28 protein-coding genes and 1 tRNA gene are annotated in these 21,840 nt (G+C 66.5%); 21 read left to right on the top strand and 8 right to left on the bottom strand.

The window, feature by feature from the left end; all coding sequences use genetic code 11:
* Positions 1-33: 33 nt before the first annotated feature.
* Positions 34-267 (bottom strand): acyl carrier protein, encoded by a 234-nt coding sequence (locus B842_RS09450; RefSeq protein ID WP_040086348.1) that lies wholly within the window; start codon positions 265-267, stop codon positions 34-36.
* A gap of 46 nt (positions 268-313) precedes the next feature.
* Between B842_RS09450 and B842_RS09445 the strand changes: the two genes are divergently transcribed.
* The 3 genes from B842_RS09445 to B842_RS09435 all read left to right on the top strand — a co-directional run bounded on the left by B842_RS09445 (position 314) and on the right by B842_RS09435 (position 3,088).
* Positions 314-1,360, top strand: coding sequence for an alpha/beta fold hydrolase (locus B842_RS09445; RefSeq protein WP_156119490.1), 1,047 nt, complete (start codon positions 314-316; stop codon positions 1,358-1,360).
* 10 nt (positions 1,361-1,370) lie between these two features.
* Complete coding sequence (locus B842_RS09440) at positions 1,371-2,180, top strand: serine hydrolase domain-containing protein (protein WP_040086347.1); 810 nt, start codon at positions 1,371-1,373, stop codon at positions 2,178-2,180.
* A 107-nt stretch (positions 2,181-2,287) separates the two neighbouring features.
* Complete coding sequence (locus tag B842_RS09435) at positions 2,288-3,088, top strand: hypothetical protein (RefSeq protein ID WP_040086346.1); 801 nt, start codon at positions 2,288-2,290, stop codon at positions 3,086-3,088.
* A 66-nt stretch (positions 3,089-3,154) separates the two neighbouring features.
* Here the strand turns inward: B842_RS09435 and aceE are convergent, their stop codons facing one another.
* A complete protein-coding gene (gene aceE / locus B842_RS09430) occupies positions 3,155-5,911 on the bottom strand; it encodes a pyruvate dehydrogenase (acetyl-transferring), homodimeric type (protein WP_040086344.1) in 2,757 nt (918 codons plus the stop codon).
* A gap of 416 nt (positions 5,912-6,327) precedes the next feature.
* Here aceE and B842_RS09425 point away from each other — a divergent pair, with 416 nt between their 5' ends.
* Both B842_RS09425 and B842_RS09420 read left to right on the top strand, forming a co-directional pair.
* Positions 6,328-6,756: a DUF3052 domain-containing protein gene (locus B842_RS09425; RefSeq protein WP_040086342.1), complete on the top strand. Its 429-nt coding sequence runs from the start codon at positions 6,328-6,330 to the stop codon at positions 6,754-6,756.
* A gap of 64 nt (positions 6,757-6,820) precedes the next feature.
* Positions 6,821-6,896: transfer RNA gene (locus tag B842_RS09420), tRNA-Val, on the top strand.
* Positions 6,897-6,925: 29 nt separating this feature from the next.
* Here the strand turns inward: B842_RS09420 and B842_RS09415 are convergent.
* Both B842_RS09415 and B842_RS13245 read right to left on the bottom strand, forming a co-directional pair.
* Complete coding sequence (locus B842_RS09415; protein WP_082028424.1) at positions 6,926-8,068, bottom strand: tyrosine-type recombinase/integrase; 1,143 nt, start codon at positions 8,066-8,068, stop codon at positions 6,926-6,928.
* Positions 8,055-8,759, bottom strand: coding sequence for a hypothetical protein (locus B842_RS13245; RefSeq protein ID WP_052437863.1), 705 nt, complete (start codon positions 8,757-8,759; stop codon positions 8,055-8,057). The genes B842_RS09415 and B842_RS13245 overlap by 14 nt, the downstream gene beginning before the upstream one ends.
* A 101-nt stretch (positions 8,760-8,860) precedes the next feature.
* On the opposite strand from B842_RS13245, the gene B842_RS09405 reads away from it, so the two are divergent.
* The 14 genes from B842_RS09405 to B842_RS13240 all read left to right on the top strand — a co-directional run bounded on the left by B842_RS09405 (position 8,861) and on the right by B842_RS13240 (position 16,714).
* The gene (locus B842_RS09405) at positions 8,861-9,064 is read left to right on the top strand and encodes a helix-turn-helix transcriptional regulator (protein ID WP_052437862.1); all 204 of its coding nucleotides are present in this window, start codon (positions 8,861-8,863) and stop codon (positions 9,062-9,064) included.
* A gap of 2 nt (positions 9,065-9,066) precedes the next feature.
* The gene (locus B842_RS09400) at positions 9,067-9,516 is read left to right on the top strand and encodes a hypothetical protein (RefSeq protein ID WP_040086340.1); all 450 of its coding nucleotides are present in this window, start codon (positions 9,067-9,069) and stop codon (positions 9,514-9,516) included.
* A gap of 3 nt (positions 9,517-9,519) precedes the next feature.
* Positions 9,520-10,071 (top strand): hypothetical protein, encoded by a 552-nt coding sequence (locus B842_RS09395; protein ID WP_040086338.1) that lies wholly within the window; start codon positions 9,520-9,522, stop codon positions 10,069-10,071.
* Positions 10,068-10,289 carry a hypothetical protein gene (locus tag B842_RS09390; RefSeq protein ID WP_040086337.1) on the top strand — a complete coding sequence of 74 codons (222 nt, stop codon included), beginning with the start codon at positions 10,068-10,070 and terminating at the stop codon, positions 10,287-10,289. The genes B842_RS09395 and B842_RS09390 overlap by 4 nt, the downstream gene beginning before the upstream one ends.
* 70 nt (positions 10,290-10,359) lie before the next feature.
* Positions 10,360-10,590: a hypothetical protein gene (locus tag B842_RS09385; RefSeq protein ID WP_040086335.1), complete on the top strand. Its 231-nt coding sequence runs from the start codon at positions 10,360-10,362 to the stop codon at positions 10,588-10,590.
* A gap of 146 nt (positions 10,591-10,736) precedes the next feature.
* Positions 10,737-11,570 carry a bifunctional DNA primase/polymerase gene (locus B842_RS09380; protein WP_156119489.1) on the top strand — a complete coding sequence of 278 codons (834 nt, stop codon included), beginning with the start codon at positions 10,737-10,739 and terminating at the stop codon, positions 11,568-11,570.
* Positions 11,571-13,019, top strand: a complete 1,449-nt coding sequence (locus B842_RS09375) for a DNA primase family protein (RefSeq protein ID WP_052437860.1) — start codon at positions 11,571-11,573, stop codon at positions 13,017-13,019.
* Between the two features lie 183 nt (positions 13,020-13,202).
* Entirely contained in the window at positions 13,203-13,391 is a 189-nt protein-coding gene (locus B842_RS09370) for a hypothetical protein (protein WP_040086334.1), read from the top strand.
* A complete protein-coding gene (locus tag B842_RS09365) occupies positions 13,388-13,681 on the top strand; it encodes a WhiB family transcriptional regulator (protein WP_040086333.1) in 294 nt (97 codons plus the stop codon). The genes B842_RS09370 and B842_RS09365 overlap by 4 nt, the downstream gene beginning before the upstream one ends.
* Positions 13,674-14,042, top strand: a complete 369-nt coding sequence (locus B842_RS09360; RefSeq protein WP_156119488.1) for a helix-turn-helix domain-containing protein — start codon at positions 13,674-13,676, stop codon at positions 14,040-14,042. The genes B842_RS09365 and B842_RS09360 overlap by 8 nt, the downstream gene beginning before the upstream one ends.
* A 34-nt stretch (positions 14,043-14,076) precedes the next feature.
* Positions 14,077-14,280 carry a hypothetical protein gene (locus B842_RS09355; RefSeq protein ID WP_040086330.1) on the top strand — a complete coding sequence of 68 codons (204 nt, stop codon included), beginning with the start codon at positions 14,077-14,079 and terminating at the stop codon, positions 14,278-14,280.
* A gap of 1 nt (position 14,281) precedes the next feature.
* Positions 14,282-15,169, top strand: a complete 888-nt coding sequence (locus B842_RS09350; protein ID WP_040086328.1) for a major capsid protein — start codon at positions 14,282-14,284, stop codon at positions 15,167-15,169.
* Positions 15,170-15,184: 15 nt separating this feature from the next.
* A complete protein-coding gene (locus B842_RS09345; protein ID WP_245631363.1) occupies positions 15,185-15,565 on the top strand; it encodes a DUF2190 domain-containing protein in 381 nt (126 codons plus the stop codon).
* 9 nt (positions 15,566-15,574) lie between these two features.
* Positions 15,575-16,714, top strand: coding sequence for a head maturation protease, ClpP-related (locus B842_RS13240; protein ID WP_052437859.1), 1,140 nt, complete (start codon positions 15,575-15,577; stop codon positions 16,712-16,714).
* Between the two features lie 413 nt (positions 16,715-17,127).
* Here the strand turns inward: B842_RS13240 and B842_RS09335 are convergent, their stop codons facing one another.
* From B842_RS09335 to B842_RS09320, 4 genes are all read right to left on the bottom strand, one after another.
* The gene (locus tag B842_RS09335) at positions 17,128-17,832 is read right to left on the bottom strand and encodes a hypothetical protein (RefSeq protein WP_156119487.1); all 705 of its coding nucleotides are present in this window, start codon (positions 17,830-17,832) and stop codon (positions 17,128-17,130) included.
* A gap of 116 nt (positions 17,833-17,948) precedes the next feature.
* On the bottom strand, positions 17,949-18,896 hold the full coding sequence (locus B842_RS09330; RefSeq protein WP_245631364.1) for an SURF1 family cytochrome oxidase biogenesis protein: 948 nt from the start codon (positions 18,894-18,896) through the stop codon (positions 17,949-17,951).
* A 44-nt stretch (positions 18,897-18,940) separates the two neighbouring features.
* Positions 18,941-19,453 carry a low molecular weight protein-tyrosine-phosphatase gene (locus B842_RS09325; protein WP_040086321.1) on the bottom strand — a complete coding sequence of 171 codons (513 nt, stop codon included), beginning with the start codon at positions 19,451-19,453 and terminating at the stop codon, positions 18,941-18,943.
* Positions 19,428-20,084 (bottom strand): HAD hydrolase-like protein, encoded by a 657-nt coding sequence (locus B842_RS09320; RefSeq protein ID WP_082028423.1) that lies wholly within the window; start codon positions 20,082-20,084, stop codon positions 19,428-19,430. Before B842_RS09320 ends, B842_RS09325 begins: the two co-directional genes overlap by 26 nt.
* Before the next feature lie 53 nt (positions 20,085-20,137).
* On the opposite strand from B842_RS09320, the gene B842_RS09315 reads away from it, so the two are divergent.
* Both B842_RS09315 and B842_RS09310 read left to right on the top strand, forming a co-directional pair.
* Positions 20,138-20,677: a DUF4274 domain-containing protein gene (locus tag B842_RS09315; RefSeq protein WP_040086319.1), complete on the top strand. Its 540-nt coding sequence runs from the start codon at positions 20,138-20,140 to the stop codon at positions 20,675-20,677.
* Between the two features lie 23 nt (positions 20,678-20,700).
* Positions 20,701-21,834 (top strand): Nif3-like dinuclear metal center hexameric protein, encoded by a 1,134-nt coding sequence (locus B842_RS09310; protein WP_174520274.1) that lies wholly within the window; start codon positions 20,701-20,703, stop codon positions 21,832-21,834.
* Positions 21,835-21,840 lie beyond the last annotated feature (6 nt).

Below are 21,840 nucleotides of genomic sequence, written 5' to 3'. Positions count from 1 at the left end.
GGCTGCTGCGGTGCCAAACCGCGCGTCGAGAAGCTAGCGGGGGCCGGGGGTCTCGATGAGTTCCGCCAGTTCACCCACCGTGGAGGTCCGGAACACGGTCTCGTCGTCGAGGCGCACCCCGAAGGCGTCCTCGATGCGGACGGCGATCTCGATCATCGCCAGGGAGTTGATCCCCAGCTCGGAGATCTTCGCCTCGGGGGTGAGCGCGTCGGCCTCCAGTCCGGAGGCCTCCTCGATGATCTGGGCGAGTTCGGGTGAGATGGTCATGACACCGATCCTAGTGGGCGGGGAGGGGGTCGGTAAGGTCGCAGGTATGGCTTTCACCCTCAGCGACGTTCCGCAACTCCTCCGCAGCTGGGTGATGAGGTTGACCCCCGGCGGTCGCCGTCGTCTGGCGCTGGAACTCGGCGAACTCCATTCCGGGGTGCGTGAGCCGGGGCTGACGGACATCGACCGGGTCGGCACCGTGGACAACGACGGCATCCGCGTCCACTGGTACGAGTACGGCGACGTCCACGCCCACGACTCCTCCGTGACCGTCGTCTTCGTCCACGGCTTCACCCTCGCTGCCGAGTCCTTCTACCTGCAGGTCAATCACCTGCGTGAGAGGTGGCCGTCGGCCCGGCTCCTGCTTCTCGACGTCCGCGGCCACGGCCAGACCGGCAAGTGCGATCCCGCGGCGTGCACCGTCGAGGGCGCCGCCGACGACACCCTTGCGGTGATGGAGGCCCGGGGCGTGGACGGTCCGATCATCCTCGTCGGTCACTCGCTCGGCGGCCTCGTGGCACTCAACCTGGTGCGGCGCTGCCCGCCCGTGCTGCGCGGCAACATCGCCGGCATCGTCCTCGTGGACACCTCCATCGAGGCGCTCTCCGACCAGGGGCTGCCGCAGATCCTTGCGTCGCCCGTCGCCACCCAGGTCTACGAGGCGGTGGAGAGCTCCCCGCAGGAGGCCCGGAAGTTCAAGGAGCAGGCGGCCCTCATCCTCGCCCCGACCCTGGCGGTGACGGTCTTCCACCGGAAGACGGACTACGACATCATCGAGTTCCACGCCGCCATGATCCACGAGACCCCGCTGGAGACCTTCGTCGGCTACTTCGATGACCTGCAGGTCCACGATGAGCTGGCCGCGGGGGAGCACCTGCAGGGCATCCCCGGCTACGTCATCGCCGGGGAGAAGGACGGCGTCACCCCGTTGTCCCAGGCAGAGCGCCTCATCGAGGTGTGGCCCGAGGCGTGGCTGCAGATCGCCCCGAATGCCGGCCACATGGTGCCCCTCGAGGCCCCGGAGGTGCTCAACGCCGCGATCGACCGGCTGATGATCCGGACCCTGGAACAGGCGAAGGCGGACTTCTCCTAGACTGAGGGGCGTGAATGCTCTGGATCTGGTGAAGCACTGGCCCGTCGACAACTACGCGGCGGCGGTGATCGACGGCGAGGACATCCATCGTGTCGGTGACCTCGGCAAGGTCTTCGAACTCATGAGTGTGACCAAGCCGTTGTCCACCTACGGCTTCCTCATGGCGGTGGAGGAGGGCATCTTCGAGCTCGACACCCCGCTCGGCCCCGAGGGGTCGACCGTGCGGCACCTGCTCGCCCACGCCAGTGGCGTCGGCTTCAACCGCGGCGACCGCGAGCGTGCCCCGGGGGAGCGCCGCATCTACTCCAACCAGGGGTTCGAGATCCTTGCCGACGCCGTTGAGGACGCCGCCGGCATGACCTTCGCCGAGTACCTCCAGCTGGGCATCATGGAGCCGCTCAACATGAAGTGGACCCGCCTGCGCGGCTCCGCCGGTTGGGAGGCCGAGGGCACCGCCCACGACCTCATCACCTTCCTCCTCGAGCTGATGAACCCCACCCTCATCCACGAGTCCACCATGGCGGAGGCCACCTCCGTCCAGTTCCCGGAGCTCAACGGCATCGTCCCAGGCTACGGCATGATGAAGCCCTGCCCCTGGGGACTCGGCTTCGAGATCAAGGGTGACAAGGAGCCGCACTGGCTGGGCGCCACCATGCCGCCCGACACCTTCGGCCACTTCGGACAGTCGGGCACCTACGTCTGGGTCGCGCCGGGCACCGGCCGCGCCATGGTGGCCCTCACGGACCGTCCCTTCGGCGACTGGGCCAAGCCCCTCTGGTCGGAGACCAACGCGGCGATCTGGGCGGAACTGGAGGGATAGCCACCGGCCCGGATCGCTTTTCCATTCGATCGTCCGGCAGGACATGTCGGGACCGTGCGATACGGTGCCCAGGCACCGACTGAAGAAGATTGAGGGAGTGATCAACAGTGGTCAACTGGCGTATCGAAGGAATCGACGGGCAGGGGGAGACCCGCTTCGTCGAGTATGACCGTGGTGAGTACCGGGCCGACCCCCTCACCGGTGCCGCCCTCTCCTCGTCCGGCGAGGAGACCATACTGGAGTGGATCGTCCTCGCCCCGCTGACCGGTGACCCGTTCGGCAGTGAGTGGAACTGGTTCGCCGCCGGTCGCCGTCACCTCACGCACGAGGCGGGGTGCGGCAGCCTCGAGATCTGGGGCACCGAGCCAGAGCTCCCCGAGGTCCACCACGACCACGGCCGGGGGTGCATCCCCGACCCCTCGTGGGAGATCCGCGACTGCGACCCCGTGGCACCCCTCATGGAGGACATCTACCAGGTGTTCCGCCGCACCCGTGACTACCCGCTCAAGGAGCACCTGCCCGCCCGGCTGTGCGATGAGGTGGGGGACTCCTTCATCGAGTCGGTCCTGCAGGACAACCCTGCGCTGGAGCGACGGTGCCGGGCGGTGCACTGGGTACGGCTCACCGGGGAGGTCTGGAACGAGGACGTGAAGAGCGAGTACCTCCACTACTTCGTCGAGATGTACGGCGGGCCCGCCGACCCCTCCGAGGTCGAGCTGGCCACCCGGTACCCGCGCATCTACATCACGGAGACCCGCAACCTGCTGCGCCTGGAGGTCATCGCGCGCCTCGGCGACGCGCTCCGGCACAAGCTGCCCGAGCCCCTGGCAGCGGAGCTCGACACCGCGGTGGAGATCTCGCTGGCCACCCGCGACACCTCCTGGCCGCGGTACCTCAACAGGGAGTGAGAGGGGCGTCGACAAGCGGGAAAGCAGCAAGGCCCTGCCGGAGCAGGGCCTTGACCGGGGGATCAGTTACACAGCGGTCGGATCGTCCAGCTGGTACTTCTCGGCGGCCTGCTGGGCCACAGAGATGTCGATCTTGCCCTCGCGGGCCAGGCCCATGAGGACCGCGACGACGATGGACTCGGCGTCGATGTTGAAGAAGCGGCGGGCGGCCGGACGGGTGTCGGAGAAGCCGAAGCCGTCGGCGCCCAGGACGATGTACTCGCCCGGGACGTAGGCGCGGATCTGCTCCTGCAGGTCGGTCGCGAAGTCGGAGACGGCCACGAAGGTGCCGCCGTCGACCTGCTTCAGCTGCCTGGTGGCGAAGGCCTCCTCGATCTCTGCGGCCGGGTTGCGCAGCTGCTCCTTGTTCTTCGCCGCACCCTCGCGGGCCAGCTCGACCCAGGAGGTGACGGAGAAGACGTTGGCACGCACGTTGTACTCCTCGGCCAGCATCTGCTGGGCCTTGAGCGCCCACTGCATGCCGATGCCGGAGGCCAGGATGGAGGCCTCGTGGCCGTCCTCGACCTCGAGCTCCTCCGCGCGGGAGAACAGGTACATGCCCTTGTGCAGGCCCTCGACGTCGAGGTTCTCCGGCTCGGCCGGCTGCGGGACCGGCTCGTTGTACACGGTGAGGTAGTAGATGACGTTCTCACCGCGGCCCGGGCCGTACATGCGGTCGATGCCCTCATGGAGCAGGTGCGCGATCTCGTAGGCGAACGCCGGGTCGTAGGACACGACGCCCGGGTTCGTGGAGGCGAGGATCTGCGAGTGGCCGTCCATGTGCTGCAGGCCCTCACCCGTCAGGGTGGTGCGGCCGGCGGTGGCGCCGATGAGGAAGCCACGGGCCATCTGGTCGGCGGCGGCCCAGATGCCGTCGCCGGTGCGCTGGAAACCGAACATCGAGTAGAAGATGTACAGCGGGATCATCGCTTCGCCGTGGGTGGCGTAGGAGGTGCCGGCGGCCATGAAGGACGCGACGGAACCGGCCTCGTTGATGCCCTCGTGGAGGATCTGGCCGTCGGTGGCCTCCCGGTAGGACAGCATGAGGTCATGGTCGACCGGCACGTAGTTCTGGCCGTGCGGGTTGTAGATCTTCAGGGTCGGGAACCAGGAGTCGAGGCCGAAGGTGCGGGCCTCGTCCGGGATGATCGGCACGACGCGGCGGCCCAGCTCCTTGTCACGCATGAGCTCCTTGAAGGCACGCACGAGCGCCATGGTGGAGGCGACCTCCTGCTTGCCGGAGCCCTTGCGCACGCTGCGCAGCTTCTCGATGTCCGGGACCTGCAGCGGGGTGTAGGTCTGGCGACGCTCCGGGATGAAACCGCCCAGCTCCTGACGACGCTTCTTCATGTACTGGATCTCCGGGGCGTCCTCGCCCGGGTGGTAGTACGGCGGCAGGTACGGGTCGGCCTCGAGGACCTCGTCCGGGATCGGGATGGACTGCTTGTCGCGGAAGTTCTTCAGGTCCTCGGCGGCGAGCTTCTTCATCTGGTGCGTCGCGTTGCGGCCCTCGAAGTTGTGGCCCAGGCCGTAGCCCTTGATGGTGAACGCGAGGATGACGGTCGGGCGGTCCTTGGTCTCCAGCGCCCGCTTGTAGGCGGCGTGGACCTTGCGGTAGTCGTGGCCACCGCGCGGCAGGGCCCAGATCTCCTCGTCGGTCATGTCCTCGACGAGTTTGGCGGTGCGCTCGTCGCGGCCGAAGAAGTGCTCGCGGACGTAGGCGCCGTCGTTGGCCTTGAAGGTCTGGTAGTCACCGTCCGGGGTGGTGTTCATGACGTTGACCAGCGCGCCGGACTCGTCCTTCTCCAGCAGGGCGTCCCACTCGCGGCCCCAGATGACCTTGATGACGGACCAGCCGGCACCCCGGAAGAAGGACTCGAGCTCCTGGATGATCTGCGTGTTGCCGCGGACCGGGCCGTCGAGACGCTGCAGGTTGCAGTTGACCACGAAGGTGAGGTTGTCCAGGTTGTTCAGCGCGGCGTGCTGGATGAGGCCGCGGGACTCCGGCTCGTCCATCTCGCCGTCGCCGAGGAAGGCCCACACGTGCTGGTCGGAGGTGTCCTTGATGCCGCGGTTGTGCAGGTAACGGTTGAAACGTGCCTGGTAGATCGCGTCCATCGGGCCCAGTCCCATGGAGACGGTCGGGAACTCCCAGAAATCAGGCATGCCGTGCGGGTGCGGGTAGGACGGGATGCCGTTGCCCTCACCGCGGGAGACCTCCTGGCGGAAGCCGTCGAGGTCGTCCTCGCTCAGGCGCCCCTCGAGGAAGGCGCGGGCGTAGATGCCGGGGGAGGCGTGGCCCTGGAAGAAGATCTGGTCGCCGCCGCCCGGGTGGTCCTTGCCGCGCCAGAAGTGATTGAAGCCGACCTCGTAGAGCGGGGCGGCGGAGGCGTAGGTGGAGATGTGGCCGCCGACGCCGATGCCGGGGCGCTGGGCGCGGTGCACCATGATGGCGGCGTTCCAGCGCATCCAGCGGCGGTAGCGCTTCTCCATCTCCTCGTCACCCGGGAACTCCGGCTCCATGGTGGTGGGGATCGTGTTGACGAAGTCTGTGGAGGTCAGGTTCGGCAGCGGGACACGCTTGAGGGCCGCGCGCTCCAGCATGCGGAGCATGAGGTAGCGGGCGCGGGCCGGGTCCTTCTCCGCGAGGAGACCGTCGAGGGAGTCCATCCACTCCTGGGTCTCCTCCGGGTCGGTGTCTTTGAGGTAGGACGCGACGCCGTCGCGGATCGCCGGGTAGTGGGAGTTGCCCTTGCGGCCGTTCGCGTTCAGGTCATCTGCCATGATGTGCCTCCAGGTTTCTGGGTGTCGTGGTGGAGCAACGGGCCCGCCGGCAAGGTGGTCCGGACAGGCCCGAGTGTCCAGTCCAGGATACGTGTTTTCATTGGCCAACGTAGTTCTGCATTCCTGTAAAGCTTGCGAAGATGAACGGGTCCGGCGTTCCGCTTATCGACGTCCCATCGCCCCTTGTCGCAGGCCTGTCCCGCCTCTCCGCGAGGTGTGTGGCGGAGATTGCAAACCCCGGCTCCCACCCCCGAGGTCACAACCAGCCCACAAGGGGCGGCAACGAGGGTCATCTCCCACGCCCGTTCATGTGCGAAAACAGGAAAATGCCCCGCATACCTTGTATTCTGCCTAGCAGTATCTGTAATTGACCGGCCCCGAGTGGGTGCCGGTCACGAACAAGGAGGACATACACAGTGGTGGACGCTCCGGGCGTTGCGAACAAGAACGCCCAGGAATACGCACAGATTCTCGGCATTGAGCCTGACATGGTCGTGCAGGAGGTCGGTTGGGACGAGGACTCCGACTCGGCCATCTCCGAGGCCGTGGAGGATGTCATCGGGGAGGAGCTCCTCGACGAGGACACCGATGAACTCTGCGACGTTGTCCTGCTGTGGTGGCGCGAGGAGGACGGGGACCTCGTCGACGGCCTCGTCGACTCCCTCCGCCCGCTCGCCGACGGTGGTCGCATCTGGCTGCTGACCCCGGGTGCCGGCAAGCCCGGCTTCATCGCCCCCGGTGAGATCTCCGAATCCGCCCAGCTCGCAGGTCTCGTGCAGACCACGGCCACCCGCCTGGGTGCCTGGCAGGGTTCCTGCCTGCAGAGCAGCGGCCCGCAGAAGTAGTACCTCATTCACCGGCCCTGCTGAGGCCCGTGGTACTCTTGCGGCACCCGTTACGCGGGTGTGCGCGCCCTTAGCTCAGCTGGAAGAGCAACTGGTTTACACCCAGTAGGTCGGCGGTTCGAGCCCGTCAGGGCGCACCACTGTTACAGCAGGTCACGACAGGTTTTTCCTAACCGTCGTGGCCTGTTTCCTTTTCCGTGCCCACATTTTGCCCACACTCTGTAGTGAATCGGGAGGACATGGCGTTGACGAATGTGTCCATGTCGTCCGGGAACAGGTGCCCGTACTCGTCGAGAGTGAACGCCGCCGAGTGGTGGCCGAGCGCGTGCTGCAGGGCCTTCACGTTCGCCCCCGCGGAGATGGCCACGGACGCGAACGTGTGCCGGAGCTCATGAGGCGTCAGCTTCGGGTAGCCGGCCGCCGTCGCCGCTGGATCGAACCAGTCCCGCCGAGCGTTGCCCGGCCACATTGCCGCTCCGCCGGTGGTGGGGAACACGAGCTCGTCCCGTGTCTTGCCCTCGACCCGTGTCTCGAGGATCGCCGCTAACGGCCGGATGATCGGCACGGTTCGCCGTTTGTCGTGCTTCGGTGGGCCCTCGATCAACTTGCCCTTGTTCTCTGTGATCTGCCGGTTGATCTGCAGGCGGCGCCGGTCGAGGTCGACGTCCTGGACCTGGAGGCCGGCCAGTTCGCCCCACCGTAGGCCAGCCATCGCCAGGGCGTTGACGTGATCGGAGTAGTCGCCTGCCGCCGCTGCCATCGTGGCGACGTCGGCGGGGGAGAGGATCGTCTTGTCTCGCGTGGTGACCTTCGGGAGGTCTACGCCTTCGCAGGGGTTGGCTGGAATGCGCTTGTCCCGGATCGCGCGTTTCATCACTCCGGAGAGGACGGAGAAGGTGTTGCGGATGGTCTTCGGCGCCATGCGTTTCCCGCCGCGCACGGTGTGCAGGCTCATGTCGATCACCCACTGTTCGACGACTTCGTGGTCGACGTCGACGAGTCTGACGCGGCCGATGGTGCCGATGGTCTTGATCCGGTTGACGGCCTGCTCGTAGGCGGTGAGGGTCTTCGGCGCGACGGTCGCTGACTTCGCGGCCAGCCACGCTTGGGCTGCTTCGTTGACGGTGATCTTCCCGGCCGCCGGTGGGCGCCAGGTGCCGGTGTTGATCTGGACCGTGTTGGCTGCCAGCCAGTCTTGGGCGTCGCGCTTCGTCTTGAATCCGCGCTTATCGGTGGATCGTCGGTCCGGTGTGCGGTAGCGCACGCGGTAGCGCCGACCGGCTTTCGTTTCGTAGGGCTCAATCGTTGCCACGGTTGGCCTTCATGGCGGTCTTGATTTCCGCGAGGAGCGCGCGGGATACGCGGCCCTTTTTCTGTGGGGTTGAGTCCTTGCCGGCGATTTCGTCGCGATGCTGTTCGAATGGCTTGCCCCAGAGGTGTAGGGCCCAGGACCTGAACTCGGTTTCGTGGATTCCTGCGTTAGCTGAAAGCCGTTGCTCCGTGGCCGTAATCGGGCCTGACTTTTCGACCGCTGACAGGTGATCGATCGTGTCGCTGGCCAGGTGAAGGTTTTCGAGCTGGTTGACGTAGTCCTTGACCCCTTCGGCAGCTTTCTTGAGCATTCGCTCTCCGTCGATGATTGTTCCGGAGGTGCCGCCTTCGAGAAGTGCCAGGATTCTTGAACGGCTAGTGACTAATTCGTCCGTGAGCTGGACAGACTGTCCGCCGGGGAGGTCGTCGCCTTCGAGTAGGTCTCGGATGGTTAGGGAGCCCCGGAGGGTTTTTCCTTCGGTCTCGAGGCTGTCGAGGGCGACGAGTAGGAGCGCGATGGTTTCGATGGTTGCTTTGAAGTCGCCGCGCTCTATCGCGTGGATTGAGCCGCTTGACCAGCGGACTCCGAGGAGTCGGCCGAATGAGGCGACATCGGCCAGGGGGTGATTGCCGCGTAGGCGTCGCACGTTAGCGCCGATGACCTGGGGAAGTGTGGGAAAACTCTCCGTCATGCCCACAGTGTACAGACGCTAGCTATTGACAGCGTCTAGGCGCTGTGGTTATCTACTGATAGCCACAGTGTTCAGTGGCCCGCTACTGAGAAAGGAATGGAATGAGCATCATTCTGAACCCGGGGTGTCTGGGGGAGCGGTGGGATAAGACCCCGCAGGCTCTTGCCCAGATGAGGTACCGCGGGGACGGCCCGAAGTACTTCAAGGTCGGCCGCAGCGTGTTCTACCGCCTCGAGGACGTCGAGGCGTGGGAGGAATCCCAGCTGCGTACCCGCACTGACGACGTCCCGCAGGAAGCCGCGTAACCATGACCGACTACATCCGTGAACTGCTGGCCGGTGAGCTTCGCCGCCGGGCCCCGCACGTCGTCACCAACCCGGAGGACTGCTACGTCTACTGCCTGGCCGACGAACTCCTCGCCGAGGGGCACGAGACCATCCGCACCGTCCCGGCCGACGAGCTTGACGCCCGTATCCAGGCGAACACGCTCAAGGCCGCCGAGGACTACCCCGAAGACCTCGACGACGATCACGACGACTACGACGGCCCGATCGAGGTAGGCGACATCCTCGCCACCGGCGCCGGCCTGCAGATCATCACCCCCACCGGGGCGTGGACCCTCACCGAGGAAGACGCCCTCCGCCTGGTCAGCCGACTGACCCGGATGGTGCTCTTCACGCTCACCCGGAACGCCGGCCCCGATGATCCGTCGACCATCCTGTCCCGCGGCCGCGCCGCACTCACCGAAAGGAACTGACCCATGTCCACCAACACGAAGAATGTCCCCGCGCCGGCGGCCACCGGCGTCGAGGACAACAAGAGCATTGCAGAGCGCTCCGTGACCACAGCTTACCTTTCCCGCTGGGGACACAACACCCGCGACACCTTCGGCACCTGGGAAGGCGTGAAGATCTCGAAGGAAGACTTCATCCCCGTCCTGGTTCCCATCCACGTCGCGCAGGAGATGGTCGCCGACGGCCCGCAGGCCGTCACGATCAACGAGGGTTGCGTCGCTGCGCAGTCCGAGCACGCCCGCGCCGCCGCCGAGAAGGACCGGCGTGTTCGGTTGAACAACGAGCGTGCCGTCATCGTCCAGGGTGCCGAAGCTGACATCACGTACTCCGTCGAACTTCTCGACGCCCTGGGCACCGACCAGTGGACCGAGCAGCTCGAACATGACGCCGTTGAGTTCCTCGAGGAAGTCCTCGACCAGGACGTCACCACCGTCACCCCGGAACTGCTGGCCGAAGCTCGCCATGCCCGGCGTCGTCGGCGTGACTTCCAGCTCGCACGGCTCGAGGAGGAACTGTGATCCGCCTGACCATCCGCGGGGGCCTGTCCTACGTCGGTGAAAGCGTCGAATCGATCATCCGGGAGGAGTTCGGCCCCACGGCCCTGTTCCGCCCGTCCGCGAACCGGACGAGCCCGGAGAGCGGTGTGATCCTCGAGCTTGTCGGCCCGCACGACCCCCACACCTTCCACATCCTGGGTGACGTCCTCGACGTCGAGGAGATCGAGGGGGAGCCGTGATCGGTGTTGCGCTCGTCGGCGTCACCGTCCTGGTCGTCGCCCTGGGCCTGGAAGTGACGAGGTGCCCGCAGTGAAGAAGCCCTACAAGTGCACGGTGTGCCGCCGCCGGTTCCGACTGGGTTCGCATGATGTCGAGCTGTGGAACGGGGAGTGGAAGGCCGGCCTGCTCGTTGCCGTGCTGTGCCCGAAGTGTCAGACCCCGGAGCAGGACGTCGAGGCGCAAGTCAACAACATGTTCACCCACTACCTCGGCATTGTGAACGGCCGAGCCTACGGAATCACCATGATCCCTGCCCCTTGACCGTTGCGTCACTGTGACGCCTGAACCGCGCTACTGGCAGACACCGGGTGTTCAAGTCCCCGGAGCGCACAACCTCAACAACGAGGACCACGCCACATCTCACAGGACGGGCCCCATTCACTCACCTACGACAGAAAGTTGATTCTGTGTCTCCCAACAGTTTCGAGCGGAAACAGCCCGCCAACGGCCAGATGAGCCCGCAGCATGTCGACGCCATCACCCTCGCCGGGTGGGGATTCGAGGTCGGCCCACTCATGCCCCCGACATGGCATTACGCGGCCGCGGGGAAACGGCCGATGTGGGACATGAGCTTCGCCGACTTCACCGACAACCTCGACCAGATCAGCCAGTGGTGGACCCGCTGGCCTGACGCCAACATCGGGGGCCGGCCCCCGGCCCACGTCGTCGTCCTCGACGTCGACGTCCGCAGCGGTGGCCTGGACACCTGGGCCGCGATCAACGCCGGCCACACCCTGCCGGCCACCTTCGTCACCGAGACCGGGACCGGTGGACTGCACGTGTGGTTCCGCCTGCCCTACCGCATGGACCTTCGCGATACCGCCGGGAAGGGGATCGACATCAAGCACCACGGTGGCCTGCTCGTCATGCCCGGGTCCATCCACCCGAAGACCGGCCGACTCTACCGCTGCCTGTCCTGGTGCGACCCTGCCGAGCTGCCCGAGCTCCCGCACCACCTGCAGCGTCACGTGTTCAAGCCCGTCAAGCCACCGCGCCCGATCATCCCCGTCAACCTGATCAAGAAGGGCGACGGCGGGCACCTGGTCGCCACGCTTCTCGCCGCCACCGACGGCACCCGCAACACCACCTTGAACAGTGTCCTGTTCCAGGCCTACCAGTTCGGTTACGAGCACCGCGTCGACGAGCTTCTCGACGCCGCCCTCACCATCGGCCTCGACGAGAAGGAAATCGAGGCCACCCACCGCAGTGCCCGCGAAGGGGCAGAACGGAGCGCGGCGTAAGTGTCGAACCTGAGCAACGTCGTCCCCCTGCCCGACCCGCCGAGCGTCGCCGAGCTCGTCGCCACCGGTGCTGTCGACGCCGCCGACGACTGGAACACCTACCCGCCGTCTTCGTTCCCCATGCAGGTTGCCCGCCGCCTCATTGCCGACCTGTTCACCACCGGCGGGCACCGAACCCTGGTGTACTGGCGTGGACAGTGGTGGAGCTGGGAAGGCACCTACTGGCGTCAGCTGTCCACCGAACTCGAGCTGCGCAAGCCCGTCTGGGACCGGCTCGAGGAGGTCACCTACACCGATAAGGACGGAGAGCCGAAAGCGTGGGCTCCGACGACCGCGAAGGTCAACAACATCATCGAGCCCCTGCAGCTGCAGACGTTCATCCCCGACCGTCTGGACGCCCCCACATGGCTCGACGGCACTCAGGGTGCCGAGCAGCTCGTCAGCCTGCGCAACGGCCTGCTGGACCTGTCCACGGTCACGCTCAGCCCCCACACCCCGCAGCTGTTCAACACGTGGGCACTGGGCTTCGACTACGACCCGCAGGCCACCTGCCCGCAGTGGGAGCATTTCGTCACCACGACGTTCGCCCACGACCCGGCCGCCGGCCTCGCCCTGCAGGAGATCTTCGGCTACCTCGTCACCGGACGTCTGGACCAGCAGAAGGGCTTCATGCTCATCGGCCCCCGCCGCTCCGGTAAGAGCCTGATCGTCCGGATCGTCACCGCCCTGCTGGGGGCGACCAACGTTGCGCCGACGTCCATGCAGTCCCTGGCCGGGAACTTCGGGCTGGCCGACTGGGTAGGCAAACCCCTGGCCGTGCTCTCCGACTCCCGCGACAGCGGCGCACTGCCTGACGCCGTCGTTGAACGACTGCTCATGGTCATCGGCCAGGACGCCGTGCCCGTCGAGAAGAAGTACCAGGACAACTGGACCGGCACCCTGCCCACCCGCGTCATGCTCGTCTCCAACGAGTTGCCGTCCTTCCGCGACTCCTCCGGTGCCCTCGTCGACCGGTGGGTCGTCCTCGAGACCGCTGTCAGCCACATCGGTAGGGAGGACACCAGCCTGTTCGACCGCCTGGTCGTCGAGCTGCCCGGGATCTTCAACTGGGCCCTGCACGGTGCCACCCGCCTGCACGACCAGGGGAGGTTCACCACTCCGGCCAGTACCGCCGAGACCGTCGAAATGCTCCATGACGCCGCCGCCCCCGAAGCCACCTTCATCCGGGAGCACTACGCCGTCACCGGAGAGCCTGAGGACTACGAGCCACTGGCCGAGGTGTACGCCGCCTTCCAGTTGTCGATGAGGGGGCGGGGTGGCACTCCGGTCTCCCAGAACCGGTTCAAGGCCAAGCTCAAGGCCGCCGGCCTCCCCGGAGTCGGTCCCACCAAGCGGGAGATAACCGGGAAACGGGTGGAGGTAGTCAAGGGAATTCAAAGAAAGTTCTGAAAAAAGTGATTCCACTGATTCCATGCAGGTCACCGACTGATTCCACACTGATTCCATACCGATTCCAACTGATTCCACTTCCGGTGGAACTGATTCCACAATTCCGTGGAATCGCCCCCTGACCTGCTGGAATCAGTGGAATCAGTTCCAGCGAAACTTCTCTACAGAAATCGAAAGGCAACCATGACTATCCGTCTTCGAGTCAACCGGCTCACTGGTGGTGGCACCCTGCCCATCGTCATCCGCCACGACAGGATCACCCCTGGCCGGATCTTCTTCCGCGGCCCCACCCTCGCCAGCCTCACCCAACAGCAGGCCATCGACCTGGCCAACGCCCTGGCCGACTTGCTTGAGGAGGTCGACCAGCCTTGACCCACTGGCCGAGGATTCCCACCGAACTGACCGCCCTCATCAACCCGGATCTTCACGGCGCCGCTTGCACTGGCCACGCCCCACTGTTCGACGCGCCCGGGAAGAACGAGCGACTCCTCGACGCCGAGGACCGGCACGATCAGGCCCGCCAGATGTGCGCCAGGTGCCCCGTCACCGTCCGGTGTGCCCAAGCCCTTCTTGACCTTCCCCTGGGCCAGCGTGAGGGAATCTGGGCCGGTGTCGACGCCCGCCAGGTCACCACCACTCTCGAGGGGGTCAACGTTGTCTAGAGTCCGCTATCTCCCCGCTGGTGGGGTGATCCTCAACCGCGATGACGCTGTCGCCCTGGGTCGCGCCATCATCGCCGCACAGGACATCGCCGGCCGGCACGGTGCCCGCCTGCAGTCCAACGTCCTCGTCCTGGCGGCAGAACTGACTTCCGCCACCGGAACCACGGCACCGCCTGAGCAGCTGGCCGATGAGCATATCGAGTATGAGCGTATCGACGTCGCCACCACCGCTGAACTCCTCGACTGCACCGAGCGCAACGTCCGTGACCTGCTGGCCAGGGGACGACTCCCGGGGCAGAAGATCGCCGGCCGGTGGCACCTCAACCGTGAGGACGTGGAAGTCTTCCGCGACTGGCGATAGCTCATACCCCAACTACAAGGAAGGAGTGCCCCTCATGGCACTACGCATTATCCCGCTCTCACTGAGCGACCTGTTCAACAGTCTGCCGACTGACCAGCACCTCAACCCGCAGGAGGAGGGGATCGCGTTCACCGGCCAGGTGCCGGGCATTCCCCAGCCACCGGCCTACCTCGATCCCAGCCATGTCGCTGTCTGGTACCTGGGCTACCTGGCCGCCGCCTCTGAGAAGGAGAACTAACGTGTCTTTTTACCCCGGCCGCGCCGACTACAACAACGGCGTCATCTCCGTTGACCAGGCGCTCAACGATCCCACCATCATCGAGCAGCGTGTCGCCGAGATCGCAGGTAAGAACCTGATCGTCGATTCCGTCTTCGCCGAGGGTGGTGAAGTCACCGGCGGCACCGTGATCTACTCCAAGATCACCGAGAAGCACCTGTTCACCGAGAACGATGTCGCCAACCGCCAGCCCGGCGATGAGTACCCGGTCCTCTACACCGCCCGCCCGGAGGCACAGCTTGCCCGGGTGCAGGACTTCGGAGGCAAGTTCGCCGTTTCCGATGAGGCCCGCAAGCGCAACAACTCCATCGACTTCGACAACGACACCACCCGCCTGGCCAACACCATCGCCCGCAAGATCAACCGCGTGGCTATCTCCACCCTCGATGCGGTCATCAACGCCGGAGAGAATGTACAGCTGGTGATCGACACTCCGTGGCATGAGACCCTGGTCGACGGTGCGACACCCACCCCGCCGATGGACCGCCCGCACTATCACATTGCGGGTGTGTTCGCCCTCGCCGAGAACCTGGAGCTGGGCATCGAGTACAAGCGCCTGCTGGTCAACCCGATGACACGCGCCAACCTCCGCGGCATCTACGGCACCGGCCTGAAGGCCATGCTCGATGACTACGGTCTCGAGATGATTTCCTCCCCCTACGTCGCCAGCGACAAGGCGTTTCTGGTCGACCCGAACAATGCCGGTTTCGTCCGCTACGAGGAGGGCCTGACCGTCAGTACCTGGCGTGATGAGCAGCACCGCCAGGACTGGGTTCAGGGCTACGCCGTCCCGGTCATGGGTGTGACCCTCCCCGCGGCTGTCGCCACCATCCACGGCATCGACGCCTAACCCGAAAGGAACATCGTGTATCTCAACGAAATGCGTGACCGCTTCAACCCCGGTACTAACCTGACCGCAGTGGCCACCGCTGCGGTGAGCGGTAAGACCTTCGTCTCCTACTCCGGCCCCATGCGCTACGGCAACATCGCCGTAGCCACCGCCCCCGCCGGTTCCGCTGTTGCCGGTGTCGCGAAGTATGACGCCGACCAGGACGATCTTGTCGGTGTCGCCCGCGGCTCCGGCCGAGTCGTCACCGTCCTCGCCGGAGCTGCCATCACCGCGGGCACCGGCATCGAGGTGGGGGAGGACGGCACCGCCATCCCCGCCACCACCGGCACGGTCGTCGGCTGGGCTGCGGATGACGCGACCGCCGGGGCTGACGCCCTGGTCTCCCTCGCCCACTAGGAGACACCCGTGAATGACGTACTCATCTACGACGAGATCGGGACCGGTGACAGCACTCCGAAGGCAGTGACCACCGCCCTGGCCAACCGCAGTGGTGACCTCACGGTTCGGGTGAACTCCCCGGGTGGTGACGCCTACGCAGGGCTGGCCATCATGAACACTCTCCGTGAGTACGCCGGGAAGGTCACCGTCATCATTGAGGGCCTGGCCGCCAGCGCCGCCAGCTACATCGCCATCGGCGGTGCCGACCGGCTCGTCATGTGCAGTAACGCCGAGCTCATGATCCATGACGCCATGCTCATGACACAGGGCAACTTCGATCAGCTCACCAAGGACGCTGCACAGCTCAACCGCATCTCAGACACTCTCGCTGGCATCTACGCCACGAAAGCGGGCGGCACCAAGGAGCAATGGCGCGACCTCATGAAGGCAGAGACCTGGTTCAGCGCGGAAGAAGCTGTGAAAGCTGGTCTGGCCGACGCCATCCACGGCATGAAGGCTGAACAACCGGCCACGGTGTCCGCTTCAGCCCTGACCCAGTACCGCTACGCCGGGCGCAGTAACGCACCGGCCCCCAACCTGGCCGCCCTGGCCACCCCCTCCCGAAAGGAGAACATCGTGAGTTTCCTCAACCGATTCGCCCGCAACGAGGAGGGCACCCCACCGGCTGCCGAGGAGAACATCGGCTTCAGCCCGGAGCAGTGGAACCGACTCACCGCCGCCCTGAGACTCGACCAGGCCGCCACCCTCGAGGAGGTTGTCGCCGCGGTGGAAACCCTTTCCGGTGCCACCGACCAGGAGATCGCCGCAGCAATCAACGACGTCAAGGCTCAGGTCAAGGCTCAGGCGAAGATCGACAGAACCGTCGTGGTCGACGCTGCCGTGTGGGACAAGATGCAGGAGACCTTGAAGGTCGGTGTCGTCGCCCAGACTCAGGCAGGCCGGCTCAATGCTGAGCAGGTAGTCGACCAGGCCATCCGGGTGGGTAAGGCATCACCGGGACAGCGTGAGCAGTGGATCGCCGCGTTCATCAAGGACCCGGAGGAGATCACCCGCCGCCTGAACAAGGCGCAGGAGATCCCGCGTATCGAGCGGGGTTACTCCAAGGTCAACCTGGATGAGCAGGAGAACAAGGGCTGGGTCCGCTGACCAGCTGAGTACCGGGGCGGCCGGAATCCTGAGCCCGCCCCGGCGGCAGATCCCCCCTTTGCCCACGGTTCGGAATATCTCTCTGGCGGAGCTGACCGGGGGTTTGAGCTGCAAGAAGCTGTTGGTCGGTGGGGTGTGTGGGGCCTGGTCCTCGCGCGCGTGCGCGTGTGATGTGGGGCCGATCAGCCCGCTGTTGGTGCCCACATTTTGCCCACAGTTGCCCAAAAATGGCTGTTATCACCTGGGATTATGTGAGACGGGGTAAAGTGTCCTGACCTGCACGAACAGGTTTGACCAGGACGTTTACCCTTGTTTACACCCAGTAGGTCGGCGGTTCGAGCCCGTCAGGGCGCACCACTGTTTAAGCAGATCAGGCCCGTTCCCCGGGAGAGGGGAACGGGCCTGATCTGTTCCTAGCTGCGTCCTGTGTGACGCTCCCGGTGGATGTGCCCGGCGATGCGGGCCTCCGCGGCGATGTCCTCGGCGGCGAAGAGACGCGCCACCTCGTCGGCGTGCTCGTCCACCACCCAGACATGGACGCCGTAGTCGCCGGTGCTCACCCAGCGGTGGCCCTGCGGGGTGGCGTCCTCGAAGATCCGGCGGATGACCTCGGGGTCGGCCCAGTCACCCTCCACGGCGACGTCCAGGTGGACCACCTCACCGTCGAGGAAGTAGCTCAGCTCGCCGACGGGGTTGTCCGCGAAGCCGGGCCCGAAGTGCAGGTCGCAGTGGACGTCGGCGAAACGCTCGCGGGTGCCGGCGGCGTCGGCGATCTGCCACAGCAGCTGCGAGTAGGTGTCGTTGGCCTCGACGCACTCCGGGTCGAACACGAAGGACCGCTCGAACAGGGGGGTGCCGTCATCCTCCGTGAGCTGCAGCAGTGCGGTGAGGTGCTCGAGGCGGAAGCCGTCCGGCCCGTTGTAGAAGTTGAAGTCGACGTCGTCGACCGTGATCTCCCGGCGGGGGACGAAGCCGAGGTCCGCGGCGTTGTCCAGGGCGAGTAGCAGGACCTGGGCGGCCTCGCGGGGATCGCAGGCCAGAGGCTCAGGCCCGTCGGCGTCGCGCCGTCGACGGGGGGAGGGGGTGCCGGCGGCGCGTGCGTCGATGATGCGATCCACGCCGGAGGAAGCCAGAAGTCTGTTCCAGAAGCCCATGATTCGTCCTGCGGAAACTAGGTGGGTTGACGTCTACCACCCTAGTGCTCCGCGGGCCGTTCTGCCTGTATGTGGACTATTCAGAATCGGTCACGGTTGCGGCGGGCGAAACGCGCGTAGTGGTCGGGGCGTTCGTCGCCGTAACGCGAACGCTGCGTCTGCGGTGCCTGCGGTGCCTGCGGTGCCACCGGCTCCGCGACGGCCTCGGCGGTGTCGGTGACCACGGGGGCGTCGGCAAGCTGCTGTTCCTCGGCGCGCACGCGGCGACGCTCGCGGAGTTCGGCCCAGATGAAGTAGCCCAGGCCCAGCGGGGCCATGATGCCGAACGCGATCCACTGGAAGCCGTAGGACAGGTGGGAACCGCGGTCGAGCTTGGGCACCGGGATCGCGTTGAGCTCGCCGGCCTCACCGGCGGACAGCTGCACGTAGTCGCGGGCCAGGGGGAGCCCGACGACCTCGGAGACCTGCTCGGTGTGGATGCCGTAGACCTGGCGGTAGCCCTGGTCCTCCATCGGGGCGCTGGTCGGCTTCACCTCGTTGAGACGGGCGTGACCGGAGATCGTGACCGGCCCGGTCGGGGCCTCGGTCATGTCGGGGATGTTGCCGTCGATGGGCACGGTGAAACCGCGGTTGACCAGGAACGTCTCCCCGGAGTCCAGGCGGAACGGGGTGAGGGCGTGGAAGGCGGGGGAGGAGTCGACGGGGCGCATGCGCAGGAGGACCTCAGCGTCCGGGAGGTACTCGCCCTGCAGGGTGACGCGGCGCCACTCCTCATCCGCGGTGATCACCCCGTCCGCGTCGAACACGTCGGTGACGGGCACCGGGTCGCTCTTGAAGGCGGCGTCGATCTGCTCGTTGCGGTGGACGATGGCGTCGTCCTTGCCGAGCTGCCACGGCGCGAGGAACGTGAACGCGGCGTAGGAGAAGGCGACGACGAGGAGGAACATCACGACCCATCCCGGGCGCAGGAAGGTCAGCCAGCCCCTCCGGCCCTTCTGACGCGTGCTTCCGTACCTCTGCCTGGTCACTGTCTTCCCTGACGTATCCACGGAAAACAGTGTACAGGCCGTGTCTAGTGGCTCCGGGTGCTCACCTGGACGGCTGCGCGCACGAACTCGAGCATGCCCGCGACGGCGGCCTCGATCTGCTCCCGGGTCTCGACGAAGCCCTCCGGCCCGCCGTAGTACGGGTCGGCGACGGAGGCCTGCTCGGGGGAGGCCGGGTCGAAGCTGCGCAGCAGGCGGATGCGGCTCTCGTCGACGCCGCGGGCGATCAGCTCGGAGACGTGGCCGGTGTCGAGGGCCACGAGCAGGTCGGCGGCCATGTCCTCGGGGCCGATCTGGGAGGCGACGTGGTCGGAACCGTCGTGGCCGGCGGCCCGCAGTTCCGCGACGGCGCGGCGGTCGGCTCCGTTGCCGACGTGCCAGCCACCGATGCCGCAGGAGGAGACGCGGACGAACGGGGACAGGCCGGCGGCCTCCACGGCGTCGTGGAAGATCACCTCGGCCATCGGGCTGCGGCAGATGTTGCCGGTGCAGACGAAGTCGACGTGGTAACGCTCATCCTCGCGCGGCGAGCCAGTCATTGACGATCCCTTCCAGATCTTGCGGAGTGTGTGCGGTGTGGGCCGCGGTGGCCCACTCCTCGGGGGTTCCGTAACCCCAGGAGACGGCCACTGTATCAATACCGTGTTCCGCCGCCCCCTCGATGTCGTGGGAGCGGTCACCGACCATGAGGATAGCGTGTGTGTCAGCCGCCCACCCGTTCGCATCGAGAACATAGTCGATCACAGCGGATTTGCCACGTCGCGGGCCGTCCTCCTGCGCCGCACCGAGGAAGTCGATGTAGTCCAGGAAACCCTCGCGCTCGAGGATCAGCCGGGCGAAACCCTCGCCCTTCGACGTGGCCGTCGCGATCGTCAACCCCTGCTCCCTCCAACGGCGCAGCAGGTCGAGCATGCCGGGGAAGCTGGTGGCGTTGGCCCACCCGCCCCGGCGCGTGTACTCCAGGTAGATCTGCAGACCCTCGTACGCCTGTTCCGGACTCATGCCCAGCGACCGCAGCGTCACCTCCATCGGGGGACCGGCGATGCGGTCGGTGAACTCCTGCTCCGGGTGCGGCCAGCCGAGCTGGTCCAGGGTGTGCAGGAAGCCACCCTGGATGCCGGGGAGGGAATCGATGAGGGTGCCGTCGACGTCGAGAAGAAGAATGCTCACGGCCCCCAATCTGCCACACTGCGCGAACCCGGGCCCGCGGTTATGGTCCGGGCATGACTGATGATGCGGAGAGCCTGCAGGTGCGGCTCATGCAGCAGTTCCTGGACGAGGCCGGGCCGGTCGAGTGGCTGGTCGTCGTCACGACCATGAACTACGACTACAGCGCCGAACTCGCGGAGTGGATGGCGTCCCACCCCCGCCTCGACCGGGCGAGCGCTCTCGCCCTCTACTGGTACTCCCAGCCGGGTTTCATGCAGGAGTACCCGTCTGAGGATGACGTCCCGGACTTCGCCAGGGGCAGCTGGCGGATCATCCACCACCTGCAGGAACGCCTGACCGGTGGGGAACTGGTCGACGGTGGCATCGCCTTCGACCCTCAGGATGACGACGGACAGGACTGGACCGGGGAGGCGCGCAACGGCGCGGACGTCGCCTGGCAGATCCCCGAGGAGCTGTTCCGGGCGGTCCCGGGGCAGGAGATCAACACGGGGGACTACGCCGCCGACCATGAGTGGGAGGACGGCATGCCACCCGCGGTGTGGGAGGTCCTCGAGGAGGCGTTCGACGACTGGGACGACGACGAGGACGACTAGGCGCCCGTCTACACTTGGGGGCCATGAGTACCGTCGGTGACATTCGTTCGATCCTGGAGTCCGCCTACCCGCCCTCGCTCGCCGAGAGCTGGGACGCCGTCGGCCTGATCTGCGGCGACCCGGCCGATGAGGTGACCAGGGTGGCCTTCGCCCTCGACTGCACCCAGGCTGTCGCGGAGGAGGCGGTGCGCAGCGGCGCGCAGATGCTCGTCGTGCACCACCCGCTGCTCCTGCGCGGGGTGACCTCCGTCGCCGCCGACACCCCCAAGGGCAGGGTCATCCACACCCTCATCCGCGGCGGCGTGGCCCTGTTCGCCGCGCACACCAACGCCGACTCCGCCCGCCCCGGCGTCAACGACCGCCTCGCGGAACTCGTCGGCATCACCCCGGGCCGCCCGATCCTGCCGAAGTCCGGCGCGGGCGTGGACAAGTGGGGCGTCCACGTGCCGCCCGCGTCCGTCGACACCGTCAAGAAGGCGCTTTTCGACGCCGGCGCCGGCGAGATCGGCAACTACCGCGACTGCTCCTTCGACATCGAGGGCACCGGCCAGTTCACGCCCGTCGCGGGTGCCGACCCCACGGAGGGGGAGATCGGGCAGACGTACCGGGCCGCGGAGGTCCGCGTCGAGTTCGTCGCCCCGGCCCGGCGCCGCCGCGCGCTCATCGACGCCCTGCGCGCCGCCCACCCCTACGAGGAGCCGGCCTTCGACATCGTCGAGACGGCCGACACCACCGACGCCGACGAGGCCCTCGGGCTGGGACGTATCGGCGAGCTGCCGGAGCCGATGACCCTGCGCGAGTTCACCCAGCAGGTCGCCGACGCCCTGCCGGTCACCGAGTGGGGCGTGCGCGCCGCCGGCGACCCGGACGCCACCGTGCAGCGCGTGGCCGTGAGCTCCGGCTCCGGCGACAGCTTCCTCGACGCCGTCCGCGGCCTCGGGGTCGACGTGTACGTCACCTCCGACCTGCGCCACCACCCCGTCGACGAGTACCTGCGGGCCGGTGGTCCGCCCGTCATCGACACCGCCCACTGGGCCAGCGAATTCCCCTGGACGGCGCAGGCTGCTGAGATAGTGGGACGGGAGGCGGACGTCGAGACGCATGTCATCGACCTCCGTACCGACCCCTGGACCCTGTCCGCCCACGCAAGCGAGTAGAAAGAG

The sequence above is a fragment of the Corynebacterium humireducens NBRC 106098 = DSM 45392 genome (genome assembly GCF_000819445.1).
Classification (GTDB): domain Bacteria; phylum Actinomycetota; class Actinomycetes; order Mycobacteriales; family Mycobacteriaceae; genus Corynebacterium; species Corynebacterium humireducens.
This window is presented reverse-complemented; position numbering and strand designations above follow the sequence as displayed.